Origin of the sequence: Jutongia huaianensis, from assembly GCF_014384985.1 — a bacterium.
Classification (GTDB): Bacteria; Bacillota; Clostridia; order Lachnospirales; family Lachnospiraceae; genus Jutongia; species Jutongia huaianensis.
Genome location: NZ_JACRSX010000003.1, coordinates 58,529 through 84,755, shown reverse-complemented (window position 1 = coordinate 84,755; position 26,227 = coordinate 58,529). Strand labels below are relative to the sequence as shown.

The 26,227-nt window shown below is 45.6% G+C and carries 24 protein-coding genes and 1 other RNA gene; 1 reads left to right on the top strand and 24 read right to left on the bottom strand.

Annotated features, from left to right (window positions below):
- Positions 1-37: 37 nt before the first annotated feature.
- From miaA to H8704_RS03760, 14 genes are all read right to left on the bottom strand, one after another.
- Positions 38-997: a tRNA (adenosine(37)-N6)-dimethylallyltransferase MiaA gene (gene miaA / locus H8704_RS03825; protein WP_022464767.1), complete on the bottom strand. Its 960-nt coding sequence runs from the start codon at positions 995-997 to the stop codon at positions 38-40.
- Positions 998-1,015: 18 nt separating this feature from the next.
- On the bottom strand, positions 1,016-3,073 hold the full coding sequence (mutL, locus tag H8704_RS03820; RefSeq protein ID WP_249297411.1) for a DNA mismatch repair endonuclease MutL: 2,058 nt from the start codon (positions 3,071-3,073) through the stop codon (positions 1,016-1,018).
- A 91-nt stretch (positions 3,074-3,164) separates the two neighbouring features.
- Positions 3,165-5,873, bottom strand: coding sequence for a DNA mismatch repair protein MutS (gene mutS, locus H8704_RS03815; RefSeq protein ID WP_249297409.1), 2,709 nt, complete (start codon positions 5,871-5,873; stop codon positions 3,165-3,167).
- Positions 5,874-5,902: 29 nt separating this feature from the next.
- An RNA gene (rnpB, locus tag H8704_RS03810) (RNase P RNA component class A) lies at positions 5,903-6,249 on the bottom strand.
- A gap of 147 nt (positions 6,250-6,396) precedes the next feature.
- The gene (locus tag H8704_RS03805) at positions 6,397-6,675 is read right to left on the bottom strand and encodes a hypothetical protein (RefSeq protein WP_249297407.1); all 279 of its coding nucleotides are present in this window, start codon (positions 6,673-6,675) and stop codon (positions 6,397-6,399) included.
- Between the two features lie 90 nt (positions 6,676-6,765).
- The gene (locus H8704_RS03800) at positions 6,766-7,968 is read right to left on the bottom strand and encodes a nucleoid-associated protein (RefSeq protein ID WP_249297406.1); all 1,203 of its coding nucleotides are present in this window, start codon (positions 7,966-7,968) and stop codon (positions 6,766-6,768) included.
- A complete protein-coding gene (locus H8704_RS03795; RefSeq protein WP_249297404.1) occupies positions 7,961-9,169 on the bottom strand; it encodes a ribonuclease E/G in 1,209 nt (402 codons plus the stop codon). The genes H8704_RS03800 and H8704_RS03795 overlap by 8 nt, the downstream gene beginning before the upstream one ends.
- 83 nt (positions 9,170-9,252) lie before the next feature.
- Positions 9,253-10,056 carry a TIGR03936 family radical SAM-associated protein gene (locus H8704_RS03790; RefSeq protein WP_022464761.1) on the bottom strand — a complete coding sequence of 268 codons (804 nt, stop codon included), beginning with the start codon at positions 10,054-10,056 and terminating at the stop codon, positions 9,253-9,255.
- A gap of 42 nt (positions 10,057-10,098) precedes the next feature.
- Positions 10,099-11,979 carry a TIGR03960 family B12-binding radical SAM protein gene (locus H8704_RS03785; protein ID WP_249297402.1) on the bottom strand — a complete coding sequence of 627 codons (1,881 nt, stop codon included), beginning with the start codon at positions 11,977-11,979 and terminating at the stop codon, positions 10,099-10,101.
- A 1-nt stretch (position 11,980) separates the two neighbouring features.
- A complete protein-coding gene (locus tag H8704_RS03780) occupies positions 11,981-12,382 on the bottom strand; it encodes a hypothetical protein (RefSeq protein WP_249297400.1) in 402 nt (133 codons plus the stop codon).
- Positions 12,383-12,503: 121 nt separating this feature from the next.
- A complete protein-coding gene (locus H8704_RS03775; protein ID WP_022464758.1) occupies positions 12,504-13,517 on the bottom strand; it encodes an NAD(P)H-dependent glycerol-3-phosphate dehydrogenase in 1,014 nt (337 codons plus the stop codon).
- A gap of 33 nt (positions 13,518-13,550) precedes the next feature.
- On the bottom strand, positions 13,551-14,177 hold the full coding sequence (gene plsY, locus H8704_RS03770) for a glycerol-3-phosphate 1-O-acyltransferase PlsY (protein ID WP_022464757.1): 627 nt from the start codon (positions 14,175-14,177) through the stop codon (positions 13,551-13,553).
- A gap of 2 nt (positions 14,178-14,179) precedes the next feature.
- The gene (gene der / locus H8704_RS03765; RefSeq protein ID WP_022464756.1) at positions 14,180-15,499 is read right to left on the bottom strand and encodes a ribosome biogenesis GTPase Der; all 1,320 of its coding nucleotides are present in this window, start codon (positions 15,497-15,499) and stop codon (positions 14,180-14,182) included.
- Between the two features lie 25 nt (positions 15,500-15,524).
- Positions 15,525-16,583: an FKBP-type peptidyl-prolyl cis-trans isomerase gene (locus H8704_RS03760; protein WP_249297398.1), complete on the bottom strand. Its 1,059-nt coding sequence runs from the start codon at positions 16,581-16,583 to the stop codon at positions 15,525-15,527.
- A 208-nt stretch (positions 16,584-16,791) separates the two neighbouring features.
- On the opposite strand from H8704_RS03760, the gene H8704_RS03755 reads away from it, so the two are divergent.
- On the top strand, positions 16,792-17,979 hold the full coding sequence (locus H8704_RS03755; protein WP_118676961.1) for a ribose-phosphate pyrophosphokinase: 1,188 nt from the start codon (positions 16,792-16,794) through the stop codon (positions 17,977-17,979).
- A 121-nt stretch (positions 17,980-18,100) separates the two neighbouring features.
- Here the strand turns inward: H8704_RS03755 and pgeF are convergent, their stop codons facing one another.
- From pgeF to H8704_RS03710, 10 genes are all read right to left on the bottom strand, one after another.
- Complete coding sequence (pgeF, locus tag H8704_RS03750) at positions 18,101-19,003, bottom strand: peptidoglycan editing factor PgeF (protein ID WP_249297396.1); 903 nt, start codon at positions 19,001-19,003, stop codon at positions 18,101-18,103.
- A gap of 78 nt (positions 19,004-19,081) precedes the next feature.
- Positions 19,082-19,444: a YraN family protein gene (locus H8704_RS03745; RefSeq protein ID WP_182439610.1), complete on the bottom strand. Its 363-nt coding sequence runs from the start codon at positions 19,442-19,444 to the stop codon at positions 19,082-19,084.
- A complete protein-coding gene (locus tag H8704_RS03740) occupies positions 19,437-19,796 on the bottom strand; it encodes an EscU/YscU/HrcU family type III secretion system export apparatus switch protein (protein WP_249297394.1) in 360 nt (119 codons plus the stop codon). The genes H8704_RS03745 and H8704_RS03740 overlap by 8 nt, the downstream gene beginning before the upstream one ends.
- Before the next feature lie 83 nt (positions 19,797-19,879).
- Positions 19,880-20,638: a ribonuclease HII gene (locus tag H8704_RS03735; protein ID WP_022464750.1), complete on the bottom strand. Its 759-nt coding sequence runs from the start codon at positions 20,636-20,638 to the stop codon at positions 19,880-19,882.
- A gap of 12 nt (positions 20,639-20,650) precedes the next feature.
- Complete coding sequence (lepB, locus tag H8704_RS03730) at positions 20,651-22,855, bottom strand: signal peptidase I (RefSeq protein ID WP_249297392.1); 2,205 nt, start codon at positions 22,853-22,855, stop codon at positions 20,651-20,653.
- A gap of 24 nt (positions 22,856-22,879) precedes the next feature.
- A complete protein-coding gene (ylqF, locus tag H8704_RS03725; protein WP_249297391.1) occupies positions 22,880-23,725 on the bottom strand; it encodes a ribosome biogenesis GTPase YlqF in 846 nt (281 codons plus the stop codon).
- Positions 23,726-23,769: 44 nt separating this feature from the next.
- Positions 23,770-24,375, bottom strand: a complete 606-nt coding sequence (lepB, locus tag H8704_RS03720) for a signal peptidase I (protein ID WP_022463585.1) — start codon at positions 24,373-24,375, stop codon at positions 23,770-23,772.
- A gap of 4 nt (positions 24,376-24,379) precedes the next feature.
- On the bottom strand, positions 24,380-25,141 hold the full coding sequence (locus tag H8704_RS03715) for an adaptor protein MecA (protein WP_182439608.1): 762 nt from the start codon (positions 25,139-25,141) through the stop codon (positions 24,380-24,382).
- On the bottom strand, positions 25,119-25,199 hold the full coding sequence (gene fbpA, locus H8704_RS14515) for a Fur-regulated basic protein FbpA (RefSeq protein WP_118677047.1): 81 nt from the start codon (positions 25,197-25,199) through the stop codon (positions 25,119-25,121). Before fbpA ends, H8704_RS03715 begins: the two co-directional genes overlap by 23 nt.
- A gap of 119 nt (positions 25,200-25,318) precedes the next feature.
- Positions 25,319-26,161: an undecaprenyl-diphosphate phosphatase gene (locus H8704_RS03710; protein ID WP_118677049.1), complete on the bottom strand. Its 843-nt coding sequence runs from the start codon at positions 26,159-26,161 to the stop codon at positions 25,319-25,321.
- Between the last annotated feature and the right edge of the window lie 66 nt (positions 26,162-26,227).

Genomic DNA, 26,227 nt, shown 5'->3' with positions numbered 1-26,227 from the left:
CTCTTTTCTCTTTTTCTCTTATTTCTTCCGTTTTCCGTCAGATCCGAAACCGCTCCTGTATTTCATCAACACAATACGCAAGCAGTGCGTCTTCGCTGTTATATTGTTCTTTCTCCAGCCATGTTACGGTACGCTCCCGTCGAAACCATGTAAACTGTCTTTTTGCAAAATGTCTTGTTTCCAGCTTAATCTTTTCAAACGCCTCATCCATTGTACATTTTCCGGCAAAGGCATCCAGAATTTCCTTATATCCAAGCCCCTGCATAGACACCATCTCACGGGTACAGCCGCGCTCTTCCAACTGCTTTACTTCTTCGATCAGACCATCACGGCGCATCTGATCCACCCGTTTGTTAATACGTTCATATAAGATTTCTCTTGGAAGGCTCAACACATAATAAATGAAATCATACGGGGATTCCTTCTGCCTCTGCGTTTCGTTATGCTCTGAAATTTTCTGCCCGGTCTGCTGATAGTATTCCAATGCCCGAATCACCTTCTTGACATTATTGGGATGGATCTGCTCTGCCGATTCGGGGTCTACCTGGGCAAGCTCCTGATGAAGCTTCTGCACCCCCTCATTCTCCGCCTTCTGCTCCAACATCTGCCGATAAGAGGTATCTGCCTCATTCTCTGTAAAGTCAATGTCATACAGAACCGACTGGATATAAAATCCGGTTCCTCCTACAATAATCGGAATCTTTCCTTTGGAATAGATCCGTTCCATATATTTTTTACAAAGTCTCTGGAAAACAACGACATTAAACTCCTCCCATGGCTCCAGTTCATCCACCAGATAATGAGTCACGCCGTCCATTTCCTCCGACGTAATCTTTGCCGTACCAACATCCATCCCTTTGTATACCTGCATCGAATCCGCAGAAATGATCTCTCCTCCCACTGCCTTTGCCAATCCTATGGACAAAGCCGTTTTTCCCACAGCAGTAGGCCCCGTCAGAATGATCAACGGCTTCTTTTTTTTCTTACAAGCTTCCATACTTTTCCTTTCCCCATTTTATACTATCCGTTTAAACTTCTTATCCAGCTCTGTTTTGGTCATCTTAATCATAGTTGGTCTCCCATGAGGACAATGATATGGATTTTCTAACGTCATAAGCTCCCGTAAAAGCTCCTCCATCTGTTCTCTTGGCAGGCGGTTATTTCCTTTCACAGCTGCCTTGCAGGACATGGACGCGATCTTGTCCTTTAAGATATCCGGTGTCGGTCTGGAATGCTCATCCACCATGGCATCAATGACCTCCTTTAATAACTCCTCATTGCCAATCTGTGGCAAATGCGCCGGAACACCATTCACTACATATTCTCTGCCTCCAAAAGGCTCAATCTGATACCCCAGTTCCTCAAAGACGGACATATGCTCCTTCACTGCCTGCTCCTCCTGCATAGTCAGTGTCAGAACAACCGGAGGCTGTAAAAGCTGTACCATAGGCTTTTTTTCTGAGAACTGTTTCATAAACCGCTCATATAACACCTTCTCATGAGCCGCATGCTGATCCACCATATACATGGCATTGTCATATTGCAGGATCCAGTATGTGTCAAATACCTGTCCGATAATCTTCACTTCCTTCTGTGCCTGTTCGGAAAGAATGCCTTTATCAAAGAAAGATTCCTGTACCGGATTATGGACATTGTACTTTACTTCCTTTGTGTGTTCTGTATTCTGAACAATATTTTCGACTATTTCTACCTGTCCGATATTTGGTGCAGTACTTACGGCTTCTTCTGTCTGTCCGATATTTGGTGCAGTACTTACGGCTTCTTCTGTCTGTCTGATATTCGGAACAGCATTTCCGGCTGCTTTTGTTGATTCCATATCTGAGACGTCATCCATTATTTTCGAAGCATCTGCTCTGTCCTGTTTTCCATACACAGCACTTTCCCGCATTATCCCCTGCTGTTTTAATATTTCATCCTGTTTTTTGATCTCCTCCAGGATCTGGACGGACTGCATCCTTTTTTTTTCAAACATCTCCGGCTCCCGAACAGGTTTTGCCGTAGCCTGTCCTTTTTTGGGTACAGGTTGGGAAGCCGGTGACGCCAGAGACACTTCCGGTATAAATTCTCTGTGCTTTAATGCTTCGCTGATGGCATGATAAACACTTTGATAAATCCCCTGCGCATCTGAAAAACGGATTTCCATTTTCTGTGGATGCACATTAATATCCACCAGCTCCGGCGCAACCGTAAAATGCAACACTGTAAATGGATATCTGTGCTGCATAGTATACGGCTGATAAGCGTCCTCAATCGCTTTATGAATTGTAGAGCTCTTAATATATCTGCCGTTAATAAAATAATTCATATAATTGCGGTTGCCTCTGGAAATGATCGGTTTGCCGATAAATCCCTTTACCTGACAGCTCACCTCACTGGCATCCACCTCCAGAAGATTTGATGTAATATCCTTACCATAAATATGATATATGACGTCTTTCAAATTTCCATTTCCCGAAGTATGAAGCTTTGTCTGATTCTGATTGATAAACCGGAAGGAAATATCCGGATGGGACAGCGCAAGACGTTCGATCAGGGTATTGATATATCCCGCCTCTGTCGGGGACGATTTCAAAAATTTCAAACGCGCCGGTGTATTAAAGAAGAGATTACGGACCAGAATTGTAGTGCCATCCGGACATCCCACCGCCTCCAGTGTCCGCTCCTTTCCACCGTCCGCTTCATAGCGGCAGCCCATCAGCTCATTTCTGGTCTTTGTCACCATCTCCAGCTGTGACACAGATGAAATGCTGGCAAGTGCCTCACCTCGAAAGCCCAGCGTCGATACCCTGAGCAGATCCTCGGCATCATCAATCTTACTGGTGGCATGAGGCGTAAATGCCAGCCGGACATCCTCCTCATTCATTCCCACTCCGTTGTCCGTCATACGGATCAGTGCCTTACCACCGTCCTTCACCTCTACGGTGATCGCATTGGCATCAGCATCGATCGCATTTTCCGTCAATTCCTTTACCACTGCCATGGGTCTTTCGATCACCTCACCGGCAGCAATCTTATTAATGGTATCCTGATTCAGAACATGTATCTTTGACATTCCGTTCCTACATTCCTTTCTGCCAGAAACATCCGTCTGCAGGCACAAAATTTTTCCGGCAGCCGTCCTGACATTGTTCTTTTATCTGCGTTTACATCCTCTCCCGCAGCTTCGTCTGCATCTTATATAAAATATTCATAGCATCGATCGGCGTTGTTGTGGACAGATCCAGATCATGCAGCTCATAAATAATATCATCTGTTTTGACATTTGGCTGATATCCGTCAAACAGTGAAATCTGTCCCATTTTCTCTGATTCAATCTCAGACTCTGTTTTCTTTCTTATCTTACGCGGCTTTTTGGTCTGCTGTTCAATCCCATATTCATAGTCCGGAATTTCGTACTCTACTGCAATATCCTTCGCCTTCTCGGCAATGTCGTTATTGCTCAGCTCATCCACGATCTCTCTTGCCCGCTTCAGTACGTTTTCCGGGACACCGGCTAATTTTGCCACCTGAATACCATAGCTCTTATCCGCCCCGCCTTTGATGATCTTGCGCAGGAAAATGATATCATCTCCCTGCTCTTTCACAGCAATGCAGTAATTATCAACGCTGTCCAGCTTTCCCTCAAGCTCTGTCAGTTCATGATAATGGGTTGCAAATAATGTTTTTGCACCCAGAAGCTTTTTATCTGCAATATGCTCAATGACAGACCATGCAATCCCCAGCCCGTCAAAGGTGCTGGTGCCACGGCCGATCTCATCCAGAATGATCAGACTGTCTTTGGTGGCGTTCCGGAGAATATTGGCAACCTCTGTCATCTCCACCATAAAGGTACTCTGGCCGCTCGCCAGATCATCGGAGGCGCCGACTCTGGTAAAGATACGGTCCACAATACCGATTACTGCTTTGTCAGCAGGCACAAAGGAGCCGATCTGTGCCATCAGCACGATCAGGGCAGTCTGACGCATATAGGTAGACTTTCCTGCCATATTCGGTCCGGTAATAATACTGATCCGGTGCTTGTCATTGTCCAGATATGTGTCATTTGCCACAAACATATCGTTTTTGATCATTTTCTCCACAACGGGATGTCTGCCGTTTTTGATATCGATCAAACCCTTTTTACGAATCTCCGGGCGCACATAATTATTCTGCTCCGCAACCACGGCCAAAGATGCCAGCATATCCACTCCGGCAATGATCTTGGCCGACTTCTGGATCCTGCCAATCTCACCGTAAATAGTATCACGGACTTCACAGAACACATTATATTCCAGGGTATACAGCTTATCCTCGGCCCCAAGGATCGTATCCTCCAGCTCCTTTAGCTTTGGTGTGGTATATCTCTCCGCATTGGCAAGAGTCTGCTTCCGCATCCAGTCCTCAGGCACCAGATCCTTAAAGGAATTGGTTACCTCCAGATAATAACCGAATACTTTATTATACTTGATCTTTAAGTTTTTAATCCCGGTCTTTTCCTTTTCCTCTTCCAGAAGCCCGGCAAGCCATTTCTTACCATCGGTTTTCGCAGAACGAAGCTTATCAATCTCCTCGTTGTAACCGTCCTTGATCATGCCACCCTCCCGAACTGTTAGAGGCGCATCCTCATCAATGGAATCCGTAATCAGGCTGCAGATATCTGCCATATCATCGAGATCGTTTCCGTAAGAAGCAAGCAGTTTATCCCCCTCAAAGCTGTTCAGGAGATATTTGATCGGCGGCAGCATGGCAAGGGACTGACGGAATGCCAGCAGATCCTTCGGATTGGCACTGCGGTAACTGATCTTGCTGATCAGACGCTCCAGATCATAAATTGGAGACAAATACTCTCTGAGCTCCTCTCTGGAGATCGCATTATTATTTAACGTTTCAATGGCATCCAGACGCCGGTTGATCTGATCCTTATCCAAAAGCGGCTGCTCGATGGAATTACGAAGCTTTCTCGCTCCCATGGCCGTCCTGGTCTTATCTAACACCCAGAAAAGCGAGCCTCTCTTGGCCTTCTCCCGCATGGTCTCACAAAGCTCCAGATTTCTTCTGGTGGCCCTATCCAACAGCATATAGCTGTTTGGCACATATGGCTTGATCGTTGTGATATGATCCAGAGAAATCTTCTGTGTCTCCTCCAGATACTGCATGATGGCTCCTGCCGCAGTCACTCCAATGGAATAGTCTGCAAGCCCCAGTCCATCCAGAGACCCCACATGAAAATGACGGCAAAGGCTGTCCACACAGCGGTCCTCATCAAAATGCCAGGGATCAATAGCAGATACCACAATCTTCAGACGTCCTCTTAAATCCTCCAGATCGACTCCTGACACCAGAAAAGAATCGTTGCAGATGATCTCAGAGGGCATGGTCTTGCCAATCTCATCCAGAAGCTTGTTTTCCGAATCAAACTCGGTCACATAATAGTCTCCGGTGGTAACATCCACATAGGATACACCATAAGCATTCGTCGTATATACTACACAGAGAAGATAATTGTTACGGCTTTCATCCAGTGCCTGCATATTCAGGTTGGTTCCCGGAGTGGCTACACGGACCACCTCCCGCTTAACCAGCCCCTTGGCAAGCTTCGGATCCTCCACCTGCTCACAGATAGCTACCTTATATCCTCTGCTGATCAGCTTATCAAGATAACCGTCCACAGCATGAAAAGGAACGCCACACATAGGTGCGCGCTCCTCCAGTCCACAGCTTTTGCCGGTCAGGGTCAGCTCCAGCTCCTTAGATACGATCTTTGCATCGTCAAAAAACATCTCATAAAAGTCCCCTAAACGATAAAAAAGAATACAATCCTTGTATTCCTCCTTCGTTTCCAGATACTTTTGCATCATTGGTGTCAGTGCCATATCTTTATCTCTCCGTTTTCTATCAATCAATAAGGAGCAGCACTGTAAGCCGGGTTCTGTATCAGACAATCATCTATCTAGGACTGCCGTTACCGGCAGTCTCAAGCAACCTACCCGGAACACGGCGGGCCGCCGTATGGTCCCTGTTCGGTCTTGCTTCGGATGGGGTTTACACAGCCATCTCCGTTACCGGAGACGCGGTGAGCTCTTACCTCGCCTTTTCACCCTTACCAGACGAATCTGGCGGTTCTTTTCTGTTGCACTGGCCTGGGAGTCACCTCCACCGGACGTTATCCGGCATCCTGCCCTGTGAAGCCCGGACTTTCCTCACCTGCGGCCTTTCGGCACCTGCAGCTGCGATTGTCTGTGCTGCTCGTCAACGCCCATTTTACCACGAGGGACGGGAAAAGTAAAGTCGGAATGATCAAAAAGAAAAAGCTCTCCGCCCCGTATTTTTACAGAACAGAAAGCTTTCTATCCCCGCCACCCAAATCATCATAAATTATCTTCACTGCTGTTATTGTCAATAAGTATCATCTTCCTCAATGACATGTATTTCCAGAAAGTCAAATTCAATATCATCAATAAAATTATCCTTCCGGAACCGTGTCTTATCCACCCTCTGAAATTCTTTAATATTGGAATCCAGCCAGATCGGCCGGCTCAGATCAAAGGCATAACACACCTCATCCACCGCATCAAACACCTTTTTTGTTCTGTTTTTCTCCCGGCTGTCATCGCAGATTGTCAGATCTTGAAGCATCCTGTTATCCTTAAATATTTTTGCCCATAAGCGAAACATATGAATCCCTGTGCCTTTCCAATTTTTCCATTTTATTTTTGAAATATCAAACTATCCATAAATTAACTATAGTATTTATAGCATCTATATTTACCTTGTCGTGATCTTGTTAATATTCTTGATCAAAACGGAAATCGTTCCGTCCGGATTCGTGATAAACTCCACCTGATCCGCATCCTGATACTGCTCCATCGGAATATTGATCTCAATGCCGGTGTCCGTTTTCAGGTACTGCTTTTCAAATTTTTTGGTGGTGCGCTCACTCTGTGGTGTTACCTCCGCCGTCTCCATATGGTACTTTTCCATTTTTTTGTCAAACTCTTCCTTGATCTGCGGCACATCCCCGTAAAGCTTTTCACTGACCTTTTCCACACTGACTGTACCGGTCTCTTCCATCTCCTCTTTGATCACACGTTTTGCTTCTAACTGCTTTACCGGTTCTTCCGAATAATGCTTATTATTCACCTGCTTCACCGCATTGACCACTATGTCCAGCTTCGTCTTGGAGGACATTGCCGCATGACAATGCAGATAAAGTTCCGACAGATAATTTACTTTACTTCCATTGATCTCATATTTCTTCTCGATGACCTGTACACTGTAATCAGACAGATCAATGATCACTGCCTCTGACAGTTTCGTCGTCGCAGAAGGAAGCATGGAACGATAGCGGATGATCTGATTAACATTTCGTCCCTCTTCGTTCTGTGTCATGTGCACATAGCTTTCCTTATAGTTCATTTTAAGCAGTCCCAAATACTGGACAGAGTGTACCTGAAAGGTCACAACCGCAAAATCCGCCGATGGAATCGTCACATTGGCATTCATAATATCATATAATGCTTTGGCAAGCTTTTTGCTGTCCTCCACCATATTATCCTCAGAAAACTCCTTCACAAGGGCATAGACATCCGTCTGCGCATAAGACACGCTCTCTGCCGTCTCTAGCCCGTCTGCTTCAACACCTCCGGCTTCCATGAGAAAATCCACCGATTCTGCGCTTTCCCCTGTCTGCTTATCCGGATCGGCCCCGTCACTCTCCCAGGGCATCTCCTCCGTCTCAGCAGCACCAGATTCTTCCGTAAATTCACTGCTTTCTTCAAATCCATCAAAGAAGCATTTCTTCATCTCATCTCCGGACATAATTTTATATATTAATCCACGAAAGAAATCGTTTGTATCCGGTGACAAATCTAAAAGCTCTTCGGAAAATACAGGATATCCCAGTTCTGCATCCAGAATATGTACAATTCCTTTTCTGATAATGATCTCATCCTGTGTCAAATCACTCACCCTGCCTTTCTTTTATCTGATCATAAAGACTTTTACGAACCTTTTTGCGTGTAATTTCCACCAATCCCAACTTTGTCATATCCACCACGGTTGTCTGTACCTGATCCTTCCGGACCTCCTGCCGCAAAAGCTCCAGCAGACTTTTCTGATCCTGCTCTGATTCCATATCAATAAAATCCACCAGTATGATTCCGGACAGATTACGCAGACGAAGCTGCGCTGCAATTTCTCTGGCCGCCTCCACATTGATCTTATAGAAGGTCTTCTGCACATCTTTCTTTTTGGAAATTGCCTTTCCTGTATTGACATCAATGGACACCAGAGCCTCTGTAGGCTGTATCACAAGATATGCACCGCTTTTGAGCCATACCTTTGGCATCATGGCATGTTCCAGCGTCTTAGTGACGTTATAAACCGCATCCAGCTTTCCATGTGCCGAATCCCACAATGCAAGCTTCTCAATCTGACCGGGATCATTTTCTGTCAGATACCCGGACACCTGACCGTAAATCTCCGGATCATCCGTCACGATCCTCTCCACCTCAGCGGCATAGCCATCCCGGATATCTGCAAGATACGCCGGAAGTGCCTGCTCCAGACAGCTAAACACCACCTTATGCATTCCGTCTTTACAGATTGCCTCATAACGCCGCAGCAGCCCTGCAATCTCCCGCCGGAGAGTCTCCTCCGATGCCCCGGCACTGTTTGTTCTGGCAATCAGCAAAAAGCCCTCCTGCTGATATTCTCCTAAAAGCTCCAGCAGATATGTTCTCTTTTCTTTATCCTTGATCTTTTTGGAGACATTGCATCCGCTTTTTCCTACGGTAAGCACCACATATCTGCCGGTCAGGTCGATGGCTCCGGTCAATGCCGGCGGCTTTGTCTTTAACGCTTCCCGTTTCACCTGGACAATGATCTCATCCCCAATGAGAACCCGCCCATCATCAGGCCTGCCCCCGGCTGTATGAAGAGGTGTTACCCTTTCTCCTAACGAAAGATATCCCATCTGACCTTTGGCAAATTCCACAAAGGCCGCATTGATATTTTTGACCACATTACGAACCTTTCCCACGTAAATATCACCAACTACAGCCGTCCTCGGATCCTCTTCCATGTTCTCTGCGTGTATCTGGAGAAGCCGTCTCTCATCGGCGAGAATAGACAATATTTTATTTTCTTTTCTGGTGAGTAAAAGCTCCATGACGGCGTCCTCCTTTCCTTTTACGGATATTTTTTAAAAATGTTTTCAGCAGCATTATTATATATCACGTTTCTCAAGCCCCATCATTTCTGATACTCCGACAATGGCACCAGCTCGCACGGCACCTCATCATGGAGAAGATGGATCTCTCCTTTTTTGCCGTTGGCATCCCCATACATTTCCAGACGATGGATCTGATAATCCAGCGGATCATACGGTGTGTCCACAAATTGGCACAGTGCCTGCATCACAAGCTCCGGCTTGATGTTTAGCACACTTCCTGCGGTTAACTGACAGTAGAACACCGGCTGATATTCCTCTGTATCAAGACACAGGCTGCCATATTCCCTGCCTGTCTGTGTCTGAAAGTCCTCCATCGCAGCACTGAGATAATAAATATTCGGCTTAATATCTACCTGCTTCTCCGACCGCTTTGTCTTTTTGGTCACGAGGATCTCCGGCTGTGCCAGAAAATCCGCCAAAACCAGCTCCATATCTGCCCTGTCCCGAAATACGGACACCTTGTCCGGCTTTAACGCCACCAGATAATCACAGCCCGCTAACATCGCCATAGATGGTTTGGAATCATCTGGCAGCAGAACAAAATCCTTCACCCGGATCTCGTCATTCATCTGGGAATTGATCCAGTCTACCATACGTTCCGGCTCCGGACACTCCTCCAGCTCCATATCCATATATTCTGCATCACTGGTGAGACCAATTCCCAGCGGAGAGGTAAAAGAAAGGATCTGATGCGGCGAGTATCCTTTACTGTAACTTACCGGAATATGCGCCCGCCGGAATGCCTTCTGGAAATAACGCATTACATCCAGATGTCCGATAAACCGCATCGATCCACATTTTGAAAATTTAATTCTTGCTTTCATGTTCTATAACCATGCCTTTCCATTTCAACTTGATCTGCTCTGTCAGACAACATTTTCCCTTTTTTCGGTACAGACACCACCACCAAAACGTGCGGCACCACAACCGGCACACTGCTGACGACAGTTTGGTGTCACAACTGCCTCTTTGGCTCTATGATACTCCCGCAGCAAAAAGCTCTTCGTCACACCGCAGTCAATAAAATCCCATGGGAACAGCTCGTCCTCACTGCGCTCCCTGTCATTGTAAAAATCCATGGTCAGGTGATGATCCGCAAATGATTTCTGCCATACATCATATTTAAAATATTCTGTCCATGCGTCATAAATACACCCCTCTTGATATGCCTGCAGGATCACATCATTCAGCCTGCGGTCTCCTCTGGCAAATACGCCCTCCAGGACAGATACATCTGCATCATGGCAATTATATTTAATACTCTTTGCATTAAGCTGGCTCTTGACCTTGCCAAGCAGGAAATTTCTCTTTTCTACTGCCTCCTGCTGGGAATTCATTCTTGCCCACTGGAACGGTGTAAACGGCTTTGGCACAAAGATCGAAGTACTTGTTACGATATTAACCTTGCCTTTTCTCTCTTCCTTCGGGATCGTATAATATTCTCTGGCAATCTTGTCCGACAGAATGGCAATTTCCTCAATATCATCATAGGTCTCTCCCGGCAGTCCCAGCATAAAATAAAGCTTCACACGGGTCCAGCCTCCCCGGAAGGCATCCATAGCGCCATTCAGAATATTTTCCTCGGTCAGTCCCTTATTAATGACATTCCGCATTCGCTGGGATCCTGCCTCCGGAGCAAAGGTCAGACTACTCTTTCGCACGTCCTGCACCTTAGACATAACATCCAGAGAAAATGCATCAATACGCAGAGACGGAAGTGCAATATTGATCCCGTTTTTGCTGCACTCGTCAATCAGCCAGTACACTAACTCCGGCAGCTCCTTATAATCACTGGAGCTTAATGAGCTGAGTGTGATCTCCTCATGACCGGTGGACTCCAGCATCTTGATGGCACGCTCCTTCAAAAACTCCAGCTTACGGGGACGGATCGGCCGGTAAAGTACCCCTGCCTGACAAAAACGGCAGCCACGAATACATCCTCTCTGGATCTCCAGAACCACCCGGTCCTGTGTCACCTTGATGTACGGCACTAACGGCTTCTCCGGATAATAGGTATGCTCCATATCCATTTCTACTTCCTTCATAACCGTTCTTGGCGCCTCCGGCACAATCGGTTCAAAGGATGCCAGCGTTCCATCCTCATGGTAGGATGCTTCATAAAACATTGGCACATAGATACCCGGAATCTGCGCTGCTCTTTTGAGAAAAGCAATACGGTCTCCTCCTGATTTCTTCCATTCCTTGTACTCATCCATCATCCGGCGGTACTGTGTCTCTCCCTCTCCAATATAAAACATATCAAAGAAATCTGCGATCGGTTCCGGATTGTAACTGCACGGACCACCTCCGATCACAAACGGATCTTCCATGGTACGCTCTGACGCCTTCAGAGGAATTCCTGACAGATCCAGAATCTGCAGAATATTGGTATAACACATTTCATACTGGAGCGTGATCCCTAAAAAATCAAAGTTTTTAATGGGGTCCTGCGTTTCCAATGCAAAAAGTGGGATATGCTTTTCTCTCATAATCCGATCCAGATCCACCCATGGCGAATAGACTCTCTCGCAATAAACATCATCCCACTGATTAAACATATCATAAAGGATCTGGATCCCCAGATGAGACATTCCGATCTCATACACATCGGGGAAGCACATACAAAAACGCACATCCACCGCCGCCGGATCCTTTTTGACCATATTAATCTCGTTTCCAATATATCTCGCCGGTTTTTCCACCGATAAAAGTATTTCATCCGACAATGCTAATTTTCTCGTACTCATGTTATTTTGAAATCCTTTCTTTTTCAAATGTCTCACTCCAAAACGGCTTTTGACTGACATTCCGGCAGACCTTTTGAACTTTGCTCTCCAGACGATTCCATGCTGACTCGTCCTGCATGCACTTCCGGACATACTCCTGCCCAAAGCCCCGATAAGAAAAATCTCTGGAAAATGCTGCCAAAAGAAGCAATAGCAGCATCAGTGACGCCATAAAGCGCACCAGTCCAAAATGAAATACCGGCGTCTGTGGATTTTCTTCCTCTACAGATCCTGCCCCCTCAAAGGAATTTCCTTTGAAGTCCCCTCTATAGAAAAAGCCGGCATTGTCACCTGTCTGTCGAAAAGATGCCTTTGCCGCCATTATTTTCTGCTGACGATTCATTTGTTGATCCATCTGCTGCATATAATCTCCTCCATTCCTATGATGCAAGATTCAAAAGATTTTTTACCTCCATCTGATCCGTGGATTGGATTGCTACCTGTCTTTTGACCCTTGTATCACATTATATGAATGGAAAAGCTATTTATTCGTTCCAGTCCAGTCCCGGATATTCGTTGCACTTGTCCCTTACCAGCAGACCATGGACCGCATCCAGGATTGGCAGATTCTCAAATAAAACCTTATTGATCTGCTCCACGATCGGCATACTGACCTGATACTTCTGCGCCAGTGCCATTGCTGCCCTTGCCGAATGGACTCCCTCAACCACCTGGTTGACCTCCTTCATAGCTGCCTCCGTGGTATATCCCTTTCCGATGAGATAACCGGCAGTATGGTTTCTGCTGTGCTCACTGGTACAGGTAACGATCAGATCTCCGATTCCGGAAAGTCCCATAAAAGTCTCCATCCGGCCGCCCATCTTGACACCAAGACGGCTGATCTCCGTGATTCCTCTTGTTATCAGTGCCGCACGGGTATTATCTCCGAATCCCATACCATCTATGACACCTGCCGCCAGGGCAATGACATTTTTAATGGATCCTCCCAGCTCAATCCCAATAATGTCTGAACTGGTGTACACGCGGAATCTGTCATTCATAAAGATTTCCTGCACAAGCTCCGCAGATTCTCTCTTCACCGAACCTACTACAACTGTCGTCGGCACACCTACTGCTACCTCCTCAGCGTGGCTTGGTCCGGATAAAACAGAAACATCTGCCTGCGGCATCTCCGCAAGGATCACATCTCTCAACGTGCAGAGTGTATCATTTTCAATGCCTTTTGCCACATTTACAATGCGCTGTCCTTCCGTGATATACTGACTGGCATTTTGGGCTGTCTGACGTACAAAAGGCGATGCCACTGCAAAGACGATCAGATCATATCCGGTACACGCTTCCTTCAGATCCTTCGTAAGCTTAATCGAATCCGGCAGCTTTGCTCCCGGCAGTCTGTTTTTATGCTCTCTGTACTCCGCCAGCATATCAATCTCGGACTCAATTGCAGACCAAAGCGTTACATCATGTCCATTTTTTGCCAACATAATCGCCAGTGCTGTCCCCCAGCTTCCGGCCCCCAGAAAACTCACCTTACTCATAAGCTATTCTCCTATCTACTTTTATAAATACACTTATTGTTCGTTCTTTTTCTTCCCCCAAAGTGGATTTTCATTTCCATGGATCAGCCGGACGATATTGTTGCGGTGCTGGAAATATGCCAGAGCCGTAAAGATCAGGCTGACTACCATCATATGTACGAAATAGGGATTGTCCCTGTATAATACAAGTGTATTGGCAGGAATATACCAGGCTACAAAAAGAGATCCCACCGATACATAACGGGTCAGTGCTACCATAATAATAAAAATTGCAAGACCGATCGGGATCATCAGCGGATGACACGCAGACATTACAACCGCTGCTGTCACAGCAATACCCTTGCCACCTTTAAATCCCAGATAAAACGGATAATTATGCCCCAGAACCACACCGAGCCCACAGTACAGACACCAGAGGTACCATTGCTCCGGTGCGAACGCCAGACGGATCACAAGGATTGGCACGATTGCCTTTGCCAGATCTCCTACAAAGGTGATCAGAGCCGGAAGCTTGCCGAGATTACGCAGTACATTGGTAGTCCCTGCATTTCCACTTCCCTTCGTTCTGATATCCATATGATAAAATTTTCCCACAAAATATCCTGTTGAGATGCATCCACAGAAGTATCCCACAATCAGGCAGATAAGATAAGCAGCCATGATCAATTTTCCTTCCTTTCCCTCACGAAGAATTTCAGAGGTGTTCCTGAGAATCCAAACGCCTCACGTATTTTATTTTCCAGATATCTGGTGTATGAAAAATGCATCAGCTTTTTACTGTTTACAAAAATAACAAATGTCGGTGGTTTGACACTAACCTGTGTCATATAATAAATCTTAAGTCTGCGTCCCTTGTCTGACGGTGGCTGCTGCATTGCCACTGCCTCTGCGAGAATATCATTAAGCACACCTGTCGCAATACGCAGGGAATGATTCTGAATAACTACCTCTAACGTGTCAAACAGCTTCGGAAGTCTCTGACCGGTCTTTGCCGATACAAATACAATCTCTGCATAAGGAAGAAATGAAAGCACCTTACGGATATCATTGGTATATTTCTTCACCGAATTATTATCCTTCTCCACGGCATCCCATTTGTTGACAACAATGATCATACCTCGTCCACGATCATGAGCGATTCCTGCAATCTTGGCATCCTGCTCTGTGATGCCCTCGGTGGCATCGATCACCAGCATCACCACATCGGCACGCTCCACGGCAGACACCGTACGAAGAATGGAATAACGCTCTATTTCTTCTTTGATCTTATTTTTACGCCGCAGTCCTGCCGTATCAATAAAGACATACTCCTTGCCTTCCCAGGTCACAGCCGTATCCACAGCATCTCTGGTTGTTCCTGCAATATCGGATACGATCACGCGGTTCTCCCCCAGAAGCTTGTTGATAATAGAGGATTTACCTACATTTGGCTTTCCGACAATAGCAACTCTCGGACGCTCATCCTCCTCTTCCTCCAGATCCTCCGGGAACAGATGAACAATCTCATCTAACATCTCACCCACACCGATCTTGCCGATGGAGGAAATTGGAAATGGTTCTCCGATCCCCAGATTATAGAACTCGTAAACATCCATGCTCTGTTTTTCGAAGTTATCGATCTTATTTACCACAAGAACAACCTTTTTGTGGGATTTACGAAGCATATCTGCCACCTGATAATCTGCATCCACCAGTCCTGTCTTTCCATCCGTCAGGAAAAGAACGACATCTGCCATCTCGATGGCCATCTCTGCCTGCTCCCGCATATGCTTCAACATCAGATCATTGGTCTCCGGTTCAATACCTCCGGTATCCATCAGCGTAAAGCTGTGATTCAGCCAGGTCACGTCCGCATAGATCCTGTCTCTGGTAACACCTGGTGTATCCTTGACGATGGAGATCCGTTCTCCCACCATCATATTAAACAATGTGGATTTGCCCACATTGGGACGTCCCACGATTGCTACGATTGGTTTTGCCATTTTATGCAGTCTCCTTTCCCCAAAATTACTTCTCTACGACATGATCTGCCAGATAAGACTTCACCTTCTTATATAACAGATCATCCATGATCAGATCCTTCGCATCCGTTCCGTAGAAATTATGGAACTGCTTATTTAATGCCTCCTCATCATCACAGTTATAAGTAGAAAGATAGCTTTTCAATTCCTCTTTGTATTCCTTATCGGAAACCTTGATATTTTCCTTTTCTGCGATTGCTCCATAGACAAGCTGCTTGCCTACATCTTCTTTGGCAGTCTTGGTCAGATCCTTTTTAAAATCTGCGGAAGTGGTCTTCTGGGCAGAAAGATAATCTGAAATCGTATAATTATTCTGCTGCAGATAATAATTGATCGAAGTATAGAGCTGGTCATACATCTCCTTTGTTCTCTTCTTTGGATACTCATTGACCTTCGATGCGTTATATACGCTGTCCCATGCCAGATCCTCCGTGGATTTCCGGCGGAGTGTTGACTCATAATCCTCCAGCGATTTATAAGAAGTCAGGTTCTTTGTCACAAACTTATCTGTCAGCTCCGGCCGGATCTTTTTCCCCTGGATATAATTCACTGTAACAGTGAATACTGCCTTTTTGCCAGCAAGATCCGGATTATTGGAATAACTGTCCGGGAAAGTTGCCTTTACCTCCAGCGTCTGGCCAACCTGAGCACCGATCAGACCATCTTCGAAGCCCGGAATAAAGGTGCCGGAACCAATGGTCAGATTATATCCGTCCGGATTCTCTTTTTTAGTGCAGGAACCGCCGCTGAACTTCTTGCCATTGACCTTTCCCACATAATAAATATTAACGGTATCCTTATCTTTTACCTTTCCGGTCTTTTTCTTTTTATACTCTGCATAGGTATCCAGTGTGGAATCAATCTGTTTCTGTACCTGTTCATCAATTTCTGACTTTTTTACAGAAATCTTTTTGTATTCTCCCAGTGTCACGTACTCAGAATCAGCCTTCTCTGCCGTTTTCTTCTTTCCTACGCTGCAGCCTGAAGTAAATGCCACGGTTACACATAAAAGCACAGAAAGTGCTATCTGACTTGTTTTTCTCAAAATAATACCTCCAATTATCTTATAAATATTAACGAATATAATAGTCTGTAATCATACAACGCCATACTAATTTATATCATAAACCGCCCAAAATGAAAAGCCCTTTGAGAAAAATTCACCGAGAATTCAAAAAGCAGTCATTGACGGATAGGTCGAAAAGCGATATATTTTTGAATAGGATTGAAATTTTTCAGATTGGAGAAGAACTATGTCAAACATAAATTATCATGACTCTTTATTAGTAGCACCTCTTCGTATTATTGCCTTAAATAACTGTAAGGAGCTTGGTGAGAAGATCAATCAGCTTATCATCGAGCGTCGTCACAAGGCACTTTCCGAGGCTGGCTCCTGCAGGTCCTCTTTTAAAATGCAGGAATATGACAGGGACGATTATCTGGTATCTTATGATTGTCCGCGTTTCGGCACCGGTGAGGGACGTGCCGTGATCAATCAGTCAATTCGCGGAACAGATCTTTTTATCATTGCAGATACGGTCAACTACAGCGAGCTTTTCAAAATGCATGGAAGCATTTCCCAGATGTCTCCTGATGACCATTTTATGGATCTGAAACGTGTTATTATGGCCTGTGGAGGTTCTCCGCGGCGTATCACCGTGATCATGCCATATCTGTATGAGGGACGTCAGAATGTCCGTACGGCAAATGAATCTCTTGATTGTGCCCAGGCACTGCAGGAGCTGACGGAAATGGGTGTGGAGACCATCATTACCTTTGATGCACACGACAGCCGTGTACAGAATGCGATCCCGATTCACGGCTTTGATAACTTCTACACCTCTTATCAGTTTATCCGCGAGATCTTTGAACGCAATCCGGAGATGCCGGTGGATGCAGACCATCTCATGATCGTCAGCCCGGATGAAGGAGGTATGGGGCGCGCTGTTTATTATGCCAGCCTACTGGGAGTTAATATGGGGACCTTCTACCGCAGAAGAGATTATTCTATTACCGTCAATGGAGAGCATCCGATCGTTTCGGTGGAATTTCTCGGAAATGATCTTTCCGGCAAAAACATTATCCTGTTAGATGATATGATCGCATCCGGCCAGACCATCATTGATGCCGCCGAGGAGCTGAAAAAGCGTGGTGCTGCCAAGGTGATCATCTGTGCAACCTTCGGCTTATTCTCCAACGGACTTGAAAAAATTGACGAGGCCTATGAAAAGGGGATTTTCGATAATATTTACACAACAAATCTGGTTCATTGCCCAAATGAACTGCTCCACAAGCAGTATTATGTCAATGTCGATATGAGTGCATATATTTCTCTGATCATTGACACCTTAAATCATGACACATCGGTCAATAATATTCTGGATGCAACCAGCCGTATCCAGGAGCTTGTGAAAAAGCGTCTGCAGGAGCAGGTAAAGTAAGCTTTTCGAAAACAGATACAAATATTAAGAGAGGATATGATATCCTCTCTTTTTTGTTTATTATGATTCTTTGTAAATTGCCAAAGAGATTTTTCAAATTCTCTTGGTCCTATCCAACATTTCAACCTCTGATCCGTAAAAAACCATTCAGATTTCCCCGTTTGCCATGGCTTGCCCTATGGGAAAACAACAATTCATGATTGCAACAGGTACACACTCCTGAAAGATGGATGTGCTCCGGCTGTACCCCGGCTCTTTTGAGCTGAAACCAGTTTGCAGCCCAAAGATCCAACTGATATTTCTGATCTCCCTCTCCGGTCACTCTGCCCTTTTGCAGAATCTGCCCAATCTCATCCGCTTCATACGCTTCTGAAAACTGCTTTGCAACATCTTCACTGATTTCATAACATTTCTGACAGATAGACGGTCCGATCAATACATGGATATCTTCCGTCTGACATCCCATCTCCTGCAGCTTGCGGATCGTCTCACCCCCAATCCCTGCCACCGTTCCTTTCCAGCCGGAGTGGGACGAAGCAATGATCCTTTTTACCGGATCACAAAAAAATAAAGGAACACAGTCTGCATATGAAGTAGCCAGCAAAAGCTCCGGAATATCTGTGAACATTCCATCCACACTCTTTAGCTTCTTTTCAATCTCAATACCGGCACAAAACCTTTCATCTACATACCGGACTGTTGTTTCATGAACCTGATCTGATAACACCAGCTTCTCTGCTTTGCTGCCAATGGATGCACAGTATCGGCGGTAATTTTCACAGACATTTTCCCGTGGCTCCCCCCTGTCCCAGCCCAGATTCAGGGTAGAAAGATATCCCTCACTGATACCTCCCAGTCTGGTAGAAAAGGTAAGCTGCAGCCATTCCTGCTGATCAAAGGAATGAAAATGAAGATAGGGCACCTCCGCCTGCTTTTCCAAAACGGTTTCTTTATCATCATAATCAGCAGCATATGGCTTTCCCTCTGCTGCAAATTCTTCTTTGCTTTTTCGTATCAGTTCCATAGTCCTAATCTCCTATATAAATAATCATTTACATTCCTAGGCTCCCCATCAATCAATTGATTTATCTGTCTTTCGATATTATATAAAATCAAAAGCATTTTCGATGTGCTTTAATGTACCGTCCCCGGACACTGCTATTACATCAAAACGGCAGGCATGATCCATACCAAAACCACGCTTTTTATAATAATACAGCGTCGTCCGGCATATTTGTCTCTGCTTGGCAGTATTTACCGACTCCAGGGCATTTCCGTATCCGCCCTTCCCACGATACCTGCACTCACAGATCACCAGCATGCCTGCCGCATCCTCTGCAATAATATCAATTTCACCATGACGGCCGGCATGATAATTTCTCTCCAGAATGGTATAGCCATGCTTTTCCAGATATTTCGCAGCTATATTTTCATAAAAGCTTCCGATCTCCCGTCGATTATGCATTCCTTCCCCTTTTATCCAATTGATCCCGGACCTTCTTTTCCGGGTGATCCATAACTTTTGCTTTAATGTTATCCATGGCATCAACAAATACCAGAACATCCGCTACCACCTGATAAAGCTCCGGAGGAATATACTCTCCGATCTCAATCTCCCGAAGACTTCCCGCAAGCTTTTCGTCCCTGTGTACCGGAATATCAGCTTCCCTGGCTGTCTGTATAATCTTTTCCGCCACATACCCCTGACCGGAAGCAATGATCTTCGGTGCCTGATCTGTCGGTTCATACTCCAATGCAACCGCTGTTTTCTTTTCTTTCTCCGGTCGATGAAAATATTGAAATCCATCCTTTGCCACAGTATCACCTGCTTTCGTCAATAAAAACTAAACTAATAAGACTTTTATTTTATAATTATCCTTACATAATCTTCTGGACAATTCTAATAAAAGTTCTTAATAAAGGTCCTTCTGTGAATCGGACAGGAACCATATTCCCTGATCGCCTCAATATGCATTTGGGAACCATAGCCCTTGTGCTTTGCAAAGCCATACTCCGGATAGAGGGCATCGTACTCCACCATCATCCGATCCCTGGTCACCTTCGCCAGAATACTGGCTGCCGCAATGGATACGCTTTTGGCATCTCCCTTGATGATCCCAACCTGCTTCATAGGCATCGCCGGAATCGTCACGGCATCCACCAGAAGCAGATCCGGTGTCACCTTCAGCCTTTCCACCGCCTGATGCATCGCTTCGTAGGTTGCCTGAAGAATATTAATCTCATCAATCCTCTGGGGAGATACAATTCCTACTGCACTTGCTATGGCTTTTTCCTGTATCTCATCAAACAGCTCATCCCTTCTAGATGCACTGACCTGCTTGGAATCATTCAGATACAAGATAGAACAATCCTTTGGAAGGATGACTGCTCCAGCCACTACCGGACCGGCTAACGGACCTCTTCCGGCCTCGTCAATTCCACAGATTGCCGTATAGTCTGCATATTTCTTTTCGAATTGTTTCATCCCCTCCAGACGCTCCAGCTCGCTCTGCAGCTTCTCCTTTTCCCGGTAAACTCTGGCGATCAGATCCTGCACCCCCTTACGACTGTCTGTCTGATAGCTCTGTGCCAGCTTTTCCTTCGTTTCCAGATCCACTGCTGTCTGAAATTCTTCCTTAATATCCCGGATTGATTTCATTCTTTGTCTCCTTTATTTCAAACCTCCAAAATGAGTTAACGGCCATGTACAGATCCATGCCTCTCCTACGATATCATTTTTATTGACCAGTCCCACATATGAGTTCCGGCTGTCCGTACTCATATTCCGGTTATCTCCCATAACAAAATACTGATTTTCACCCAACACCAGCGGATTCTCTGCAATTCCCGCTTCATTGATCGTCGTGGAAGAATATTTATCGTCCGTCAGCTTTTCGTTATTGATATAAACACTGCCATCAATGATCTGAACGGTCTCTCCCGGTAATCCGATGACCCGTTTAATATAATAGGTTTTCTCCTGTGACTCACTGTTATAATTTACAGGAAATACCACAACATCATATCGCTTTGGATCTGTAAAATAATATGACAATCTCTGGATCACAACACTGTCTCCATCTGTCAGAGTCGGCTCCATGGATTCTCCTTCTACCGGTGTCTGGTATGCCACATAATTTGTTACAAAGGAAGCAAGGAAGTATGCAATTCCAATACAAAAAGCAATGATAATAATATTCGTCAACAAATGAGATGCTTTTCCTGCCTTTTGAGGAATCACTTCCTTCAGATCCTGTATTTTCTCTGCAAAACGATTTTCTTCTACTGCTTCTCCCTCCAGCTGGACGATCTGCCCATCAACGGCTTGCCCGTCTACAGGATTGATCATTTCTCCCTCTGCAGTAACCGCCTCTCCCTCTAAGGTAGCTGCTGATTCCTGTCTCTTTCGAAGCAGGCCTGTCACCCTTTTACCAATACCACTTGCCGTTGAGGCGGCCTTGTGTGCAAGTTCCGCTCCCTTTTGGGCCGCTGTTTCGCTGTTTTCCTGCTGTTTTTCTGCCTGAAGCTGACGGTTTTGCTCCATGGCAGCATTGACATCCTCCAGAGTCCGTTCCTCCGGAGCAAGCTTTTTCTTTAAATCAGAAAATTTCTTTTTGATCCCTGCTACATCCAGCTTAATGGTAATCTCTACGGTATGATCCTGCTCCTCATCCATTGGTTTCGTTTCCTCTGAAATAGTTTCCAAAGCAGATGATTTTGATCTGACCGGTCTGGAAGTAGATGTACTGACAGAGATTAAATGCTCTTTTTGTGTCTTCTCCGGTTTTGGCACCTCTGCCTGCTGAAGCTCCGGCTGCTGTGCCTCTGTCACATTTGCGTCCACAGACGGGATCGGTGTCTGATCCGGTATGCTCTGTCGTGTAATCTGTCCCTGTGGCAAAACACTCTGCTGCATAGAAGCCGGCTGTCCGGGTGTATTCTGCTGTATCTGGCGTCTCTTTCCCGGTGCCTGTGGCATCACAGTCTGGCCTGACCGAAGCTGCTGCGATCCCGCCGGCTGAGTCTGCTGCGCTCTCATCACCTGCCCTGATACACTTTGTGGCTGTATATTTTGTCCGGATTTTATCTGCCCTGACGGCTGCTGTGCAGATGTCACCTGTCCTGCCATATTCTGCTGCACCGGACGGCTCTGATCTGAAACCGATGCTGCCGCAGTCTGTCCCGATACATTTTGTTGTACCGGACGGCTTTGACCCGGTGCCTTTGGCATCACAGCCTGGCCTGACTGTAGCTGCTGTGATCTTGCCGGCTGAGTCTGTTGTGGTCTCCTCGTCTGTCCGGATACACTCTGTGGCTGTATATTTTGTCCGGATTTTATCTGCCCTGACGGCTGCTGCGCAGACGTTACCTGTCCTGACATATTCTGCTGCATCGGACGGCTTTGACCCGGTGCCTGCGGCATCACAGCCTGGCCTGACTGTGGCTGCTGTGATCTTACCGGCTGAGTCTGTTGTGATCTTCTCGTCTGTCCTGATATATCCCTCTGTGCCGGACGGTTCTGCCCCTGTGCCTGCGGCATCGCAGTCTGCCTTGATACTGACTGCTGTGTTCTCACTGACTGAGCAAAATTCCCCTGCATAGATTTCATTTGTCCCTGCCCGGCCGTACCGGATGACATGGGCTGTCCCAGCTGTATCTGACGGGCAGCCGCCTTCTGTGCCGGATGTGTCTGTGCAGACATTGCCTGCTGCTGGGAAAGCTTCTGATCGGCAGTCTGCTGAACCGGACGTGTCTGGCTTACCGGCTTAGACTGCACCGGACGAGATGAGGATTCCCCCGCCTTTTTTCCTTCCAGTCTGGCTCTGATCTCCTCTGCAAACGCCAGACTGTCTTCAATCATTTTCTCGTCATACATAACTGTTCCCCCTACAAAAGCACATTATTTTTCAGGCTGCTCCAGGCTGATGCAGCCCAGTCTGCCATTTCGGAAATCATCTATCACATAATTGGCTGCCTTGTCCAGATCATGCTCTCCACCTGCTTTCAGACATCCCCTGCGCTTCGCAACACGTTCCAGAAGCTCCACTTCATTTTCAGCAGGCTCAATCTGATAAGTATCCGGAATTGCTTTTGGATAATGCTCTCCAAGATACTGCATTAAAAGCATACACAACTCATACTGGTTAGATAACTCATCTTTAATGGAACCAATAAACGCCAGCCGCAAACCAACTGTCTGATCCTCAAACTTAGGCCATAAAATCCCCGGCGTGTCTAACAGTTCTACATTTTTATTTAAACGGATCCACTGCTTCCCCTTTGTAACACCCGGTTTATTGCCTGTTTTGGTGCAGGATTTTCCCGCAAAACTATTAATGAACGTAGACTTTCCTACATTGGGAATGCCTACGATCATCGCACGGATCGGCCGGTTTAAGATTCCTCTGCGCCGGTCGCGCTCAATCTTTTCCTTGCAGGCACTCTGAATCACTTCGTTAACCTGCTTTACGCCTTTTCCGTTTTTGGAATTGACAAGAGCTACAAAAAATCCCTTCTCCTCATAATACTTTTTCCACCGGGCCGTCACGGAAGAATCTGCCAGATCGCATTTATTCAACAGAATAATACGGGATTTTCCATTTGCCATCGGATCAATATCAGGGTTCTTACTGCTCAGGGGCACTCTGGCATCCACCAGTTCAATGATCACATTGATCAGTTTAAGATCCTCCTGCATTGCCCGTTTCGCCTTCGACATATGACCGGGATACCATTGAAATTCCATATGAATAATCCAACCTTTCTATTATCTGCCTTGTCACAGACATACTATGATAAACTGCTGCTGGTATCTGACTTTTGAAAATTATTGATCATTCCAACAAAAGTAAAGGAATTCATGCGTATCCATGCTTTTCCTACGATAGATTTACGGGATATATTCCCCACCGTTGCATTTCTACTATCCTCGCACTCATTTCGATTATCACCAAGGACAAAATACTGTCCCTTCTCTAACGTAAACGCATCCTCTGCCAAACCACCATTATCCATCAATGGAAAATCGAGCTTTTCCTTTAATTTCTTTCCATTGATATAAACTTGTCCCTCCAGTATCTGTACCTTTTCTCCGGGAAGACCGATCACTCGTTCCAACGTAAAATAACTGTGCTCTGATCCCGTCTGTTTTACAACAACTACATCATTGCGATGGATCTTGTGAAAACGATAGGACAGCTTATTAACTAAAACACAGTCTCCGGATTTTAATGTGGGGCTCATATATTCACCGGATACCGTCATCTTTTCGAGCCCGTATCTGGTAATCGCAAATGCCAGAAACACTACAATGACCGCTTCTACCAACGTGATCAGCAATTTTAAGATAAATTGTTTCGAAAATCGACGTTCCTCCAGATCAAAATCATATTTCATGTTTTTAATTTCCTGTCTCAATATTTTTCAAAACACGCAATGCATGCTTTGGAATAAATGTTTCAAAATGCTCCTTACAAAACTGCTCCGCATATGGCTGCGTCGTACAGATTTCTGCATATTCCCTCAGCCTGTTGCATAAAAGTCCATACTCCTTTACCGTGAGTCTTCCCTTTTTCAATAAGAGATAATAGTTATCCTTCTCCTGCTCATAATAAACTGCACTGCTGATAGGTTTCTCCATCGCAATGCCGGCAGAAAGCTGTTCCAGATCCTTCAGTGACTCAAACATAAAAATTCTCGGAGCACTTAGAAGCTTTGTCTCTTTTTCTGATTTTCTCTTTTCTGCCGGCCGGAACATCTCCTGCAGATCCTGTCCCTGTGCATTCTCCACTTCAGCTGCAAGCTCTGCGGATAACTCATCCTCTGCTTCTGCAGGACTTCCCTCTGCCTCCGGATCGATCAGGGAGGCCAGCTGCTGGTGGATATGCTGCAGCATATTCTGAAAACCATCTGCGCTGTTATCCCGCTCTGATAATGTGATCACAATGCCATTATCCGGCATCTTCATTATCTGCATCGAAACCATGCCACTATGCGCCTCATATCCAATCTCTTCCTCGGCACGTTCTACCAGATGCTCCAAAAACTCTCTCGCTTTCTCCTGATTGGAGAAAAAATCCTCTATTCGAAACCCGTATGCATTCATTTCTTCCTCGGACAAAATGCACTGTACGGTATTTTTATCGATTCTGCGAAAATCCATGTACATTCCTCCTATCTATGCTGTATATACCATTCCGAATGAGCTTCTCTATATACAGCTACTCATCATTATCTTAATGCACGAACCTCCATCTGTCAAATCATCCACAAAAAAAACACAAAGAATTCATAATCTTCATCCATCTTACCATCTCGTAAAAATCTTTCCCATCATTTTCTACAGGAATAACGCAAAGCTGGCAAGCACCACAATACCAAGCACAATACGATACCAGCCAAAAATCTTAAAGTCATGTTTCTTAATATATCCCATCAGAAATCTTATCACAAGCACAGATACCAGGAAAGCGGAAATCATTCCCACTGCCAGAACACCTGCTTCTAGTGCGGTATAATGAACACCAAATTTTAACAGCTTAATCAGACTCGCACCAAACATCACCGGAATCGCCAGATAAAAGGTAAATTCTGCCGCAATCTGTCTGGAAAGTCCCAATATCAGACCACCGATGATTGTTGCACCGGAACGGGATGTTCCCGGAAATACCGCTGCCACCAGCTGAAATACACCGATCAGGAATGCCGTTTGATATGTAATATCTCTAATGGAAGTAATCTTTGCTGTTCTCTTTTTGTTCCAGTCCTCTACCAATATAAATAAAATACCAACAACGATCAGCATAATGGAAACCGTTCTGTAATTGTAAAACAGCGCCTCCAGATAATCACCTGCTGCAAGCTCAATGATCATCGCCGGAATACAGGCTACGACAATTTTAAGCCACATCACAAAGATATCTTCTTTGATCCATCCCGGAAGAACCTTATTCGTGCCATCTGACTTTCTCTGAAATGGCCAGATCTGTTTCCAGAACAACAATACGACCGCCAGGATCGCTCCTAACTGAATCACCACAAGATACATTTCTTTGAATGCTTCTGACATAGAAAGCTGTACAAACTCATCCAACAAGATCATATGACCTGTACTGCTGACCGGCAGCCACTCGGTAATTCCCTCTACAATACCAAATAATAACGATTTTAATATTTCTAACACATTTTCCTCCGTCCCGTGTCCCTCCAATGAACACCTGCATTATTTGCATCGGAAGTTTTGTCCCGG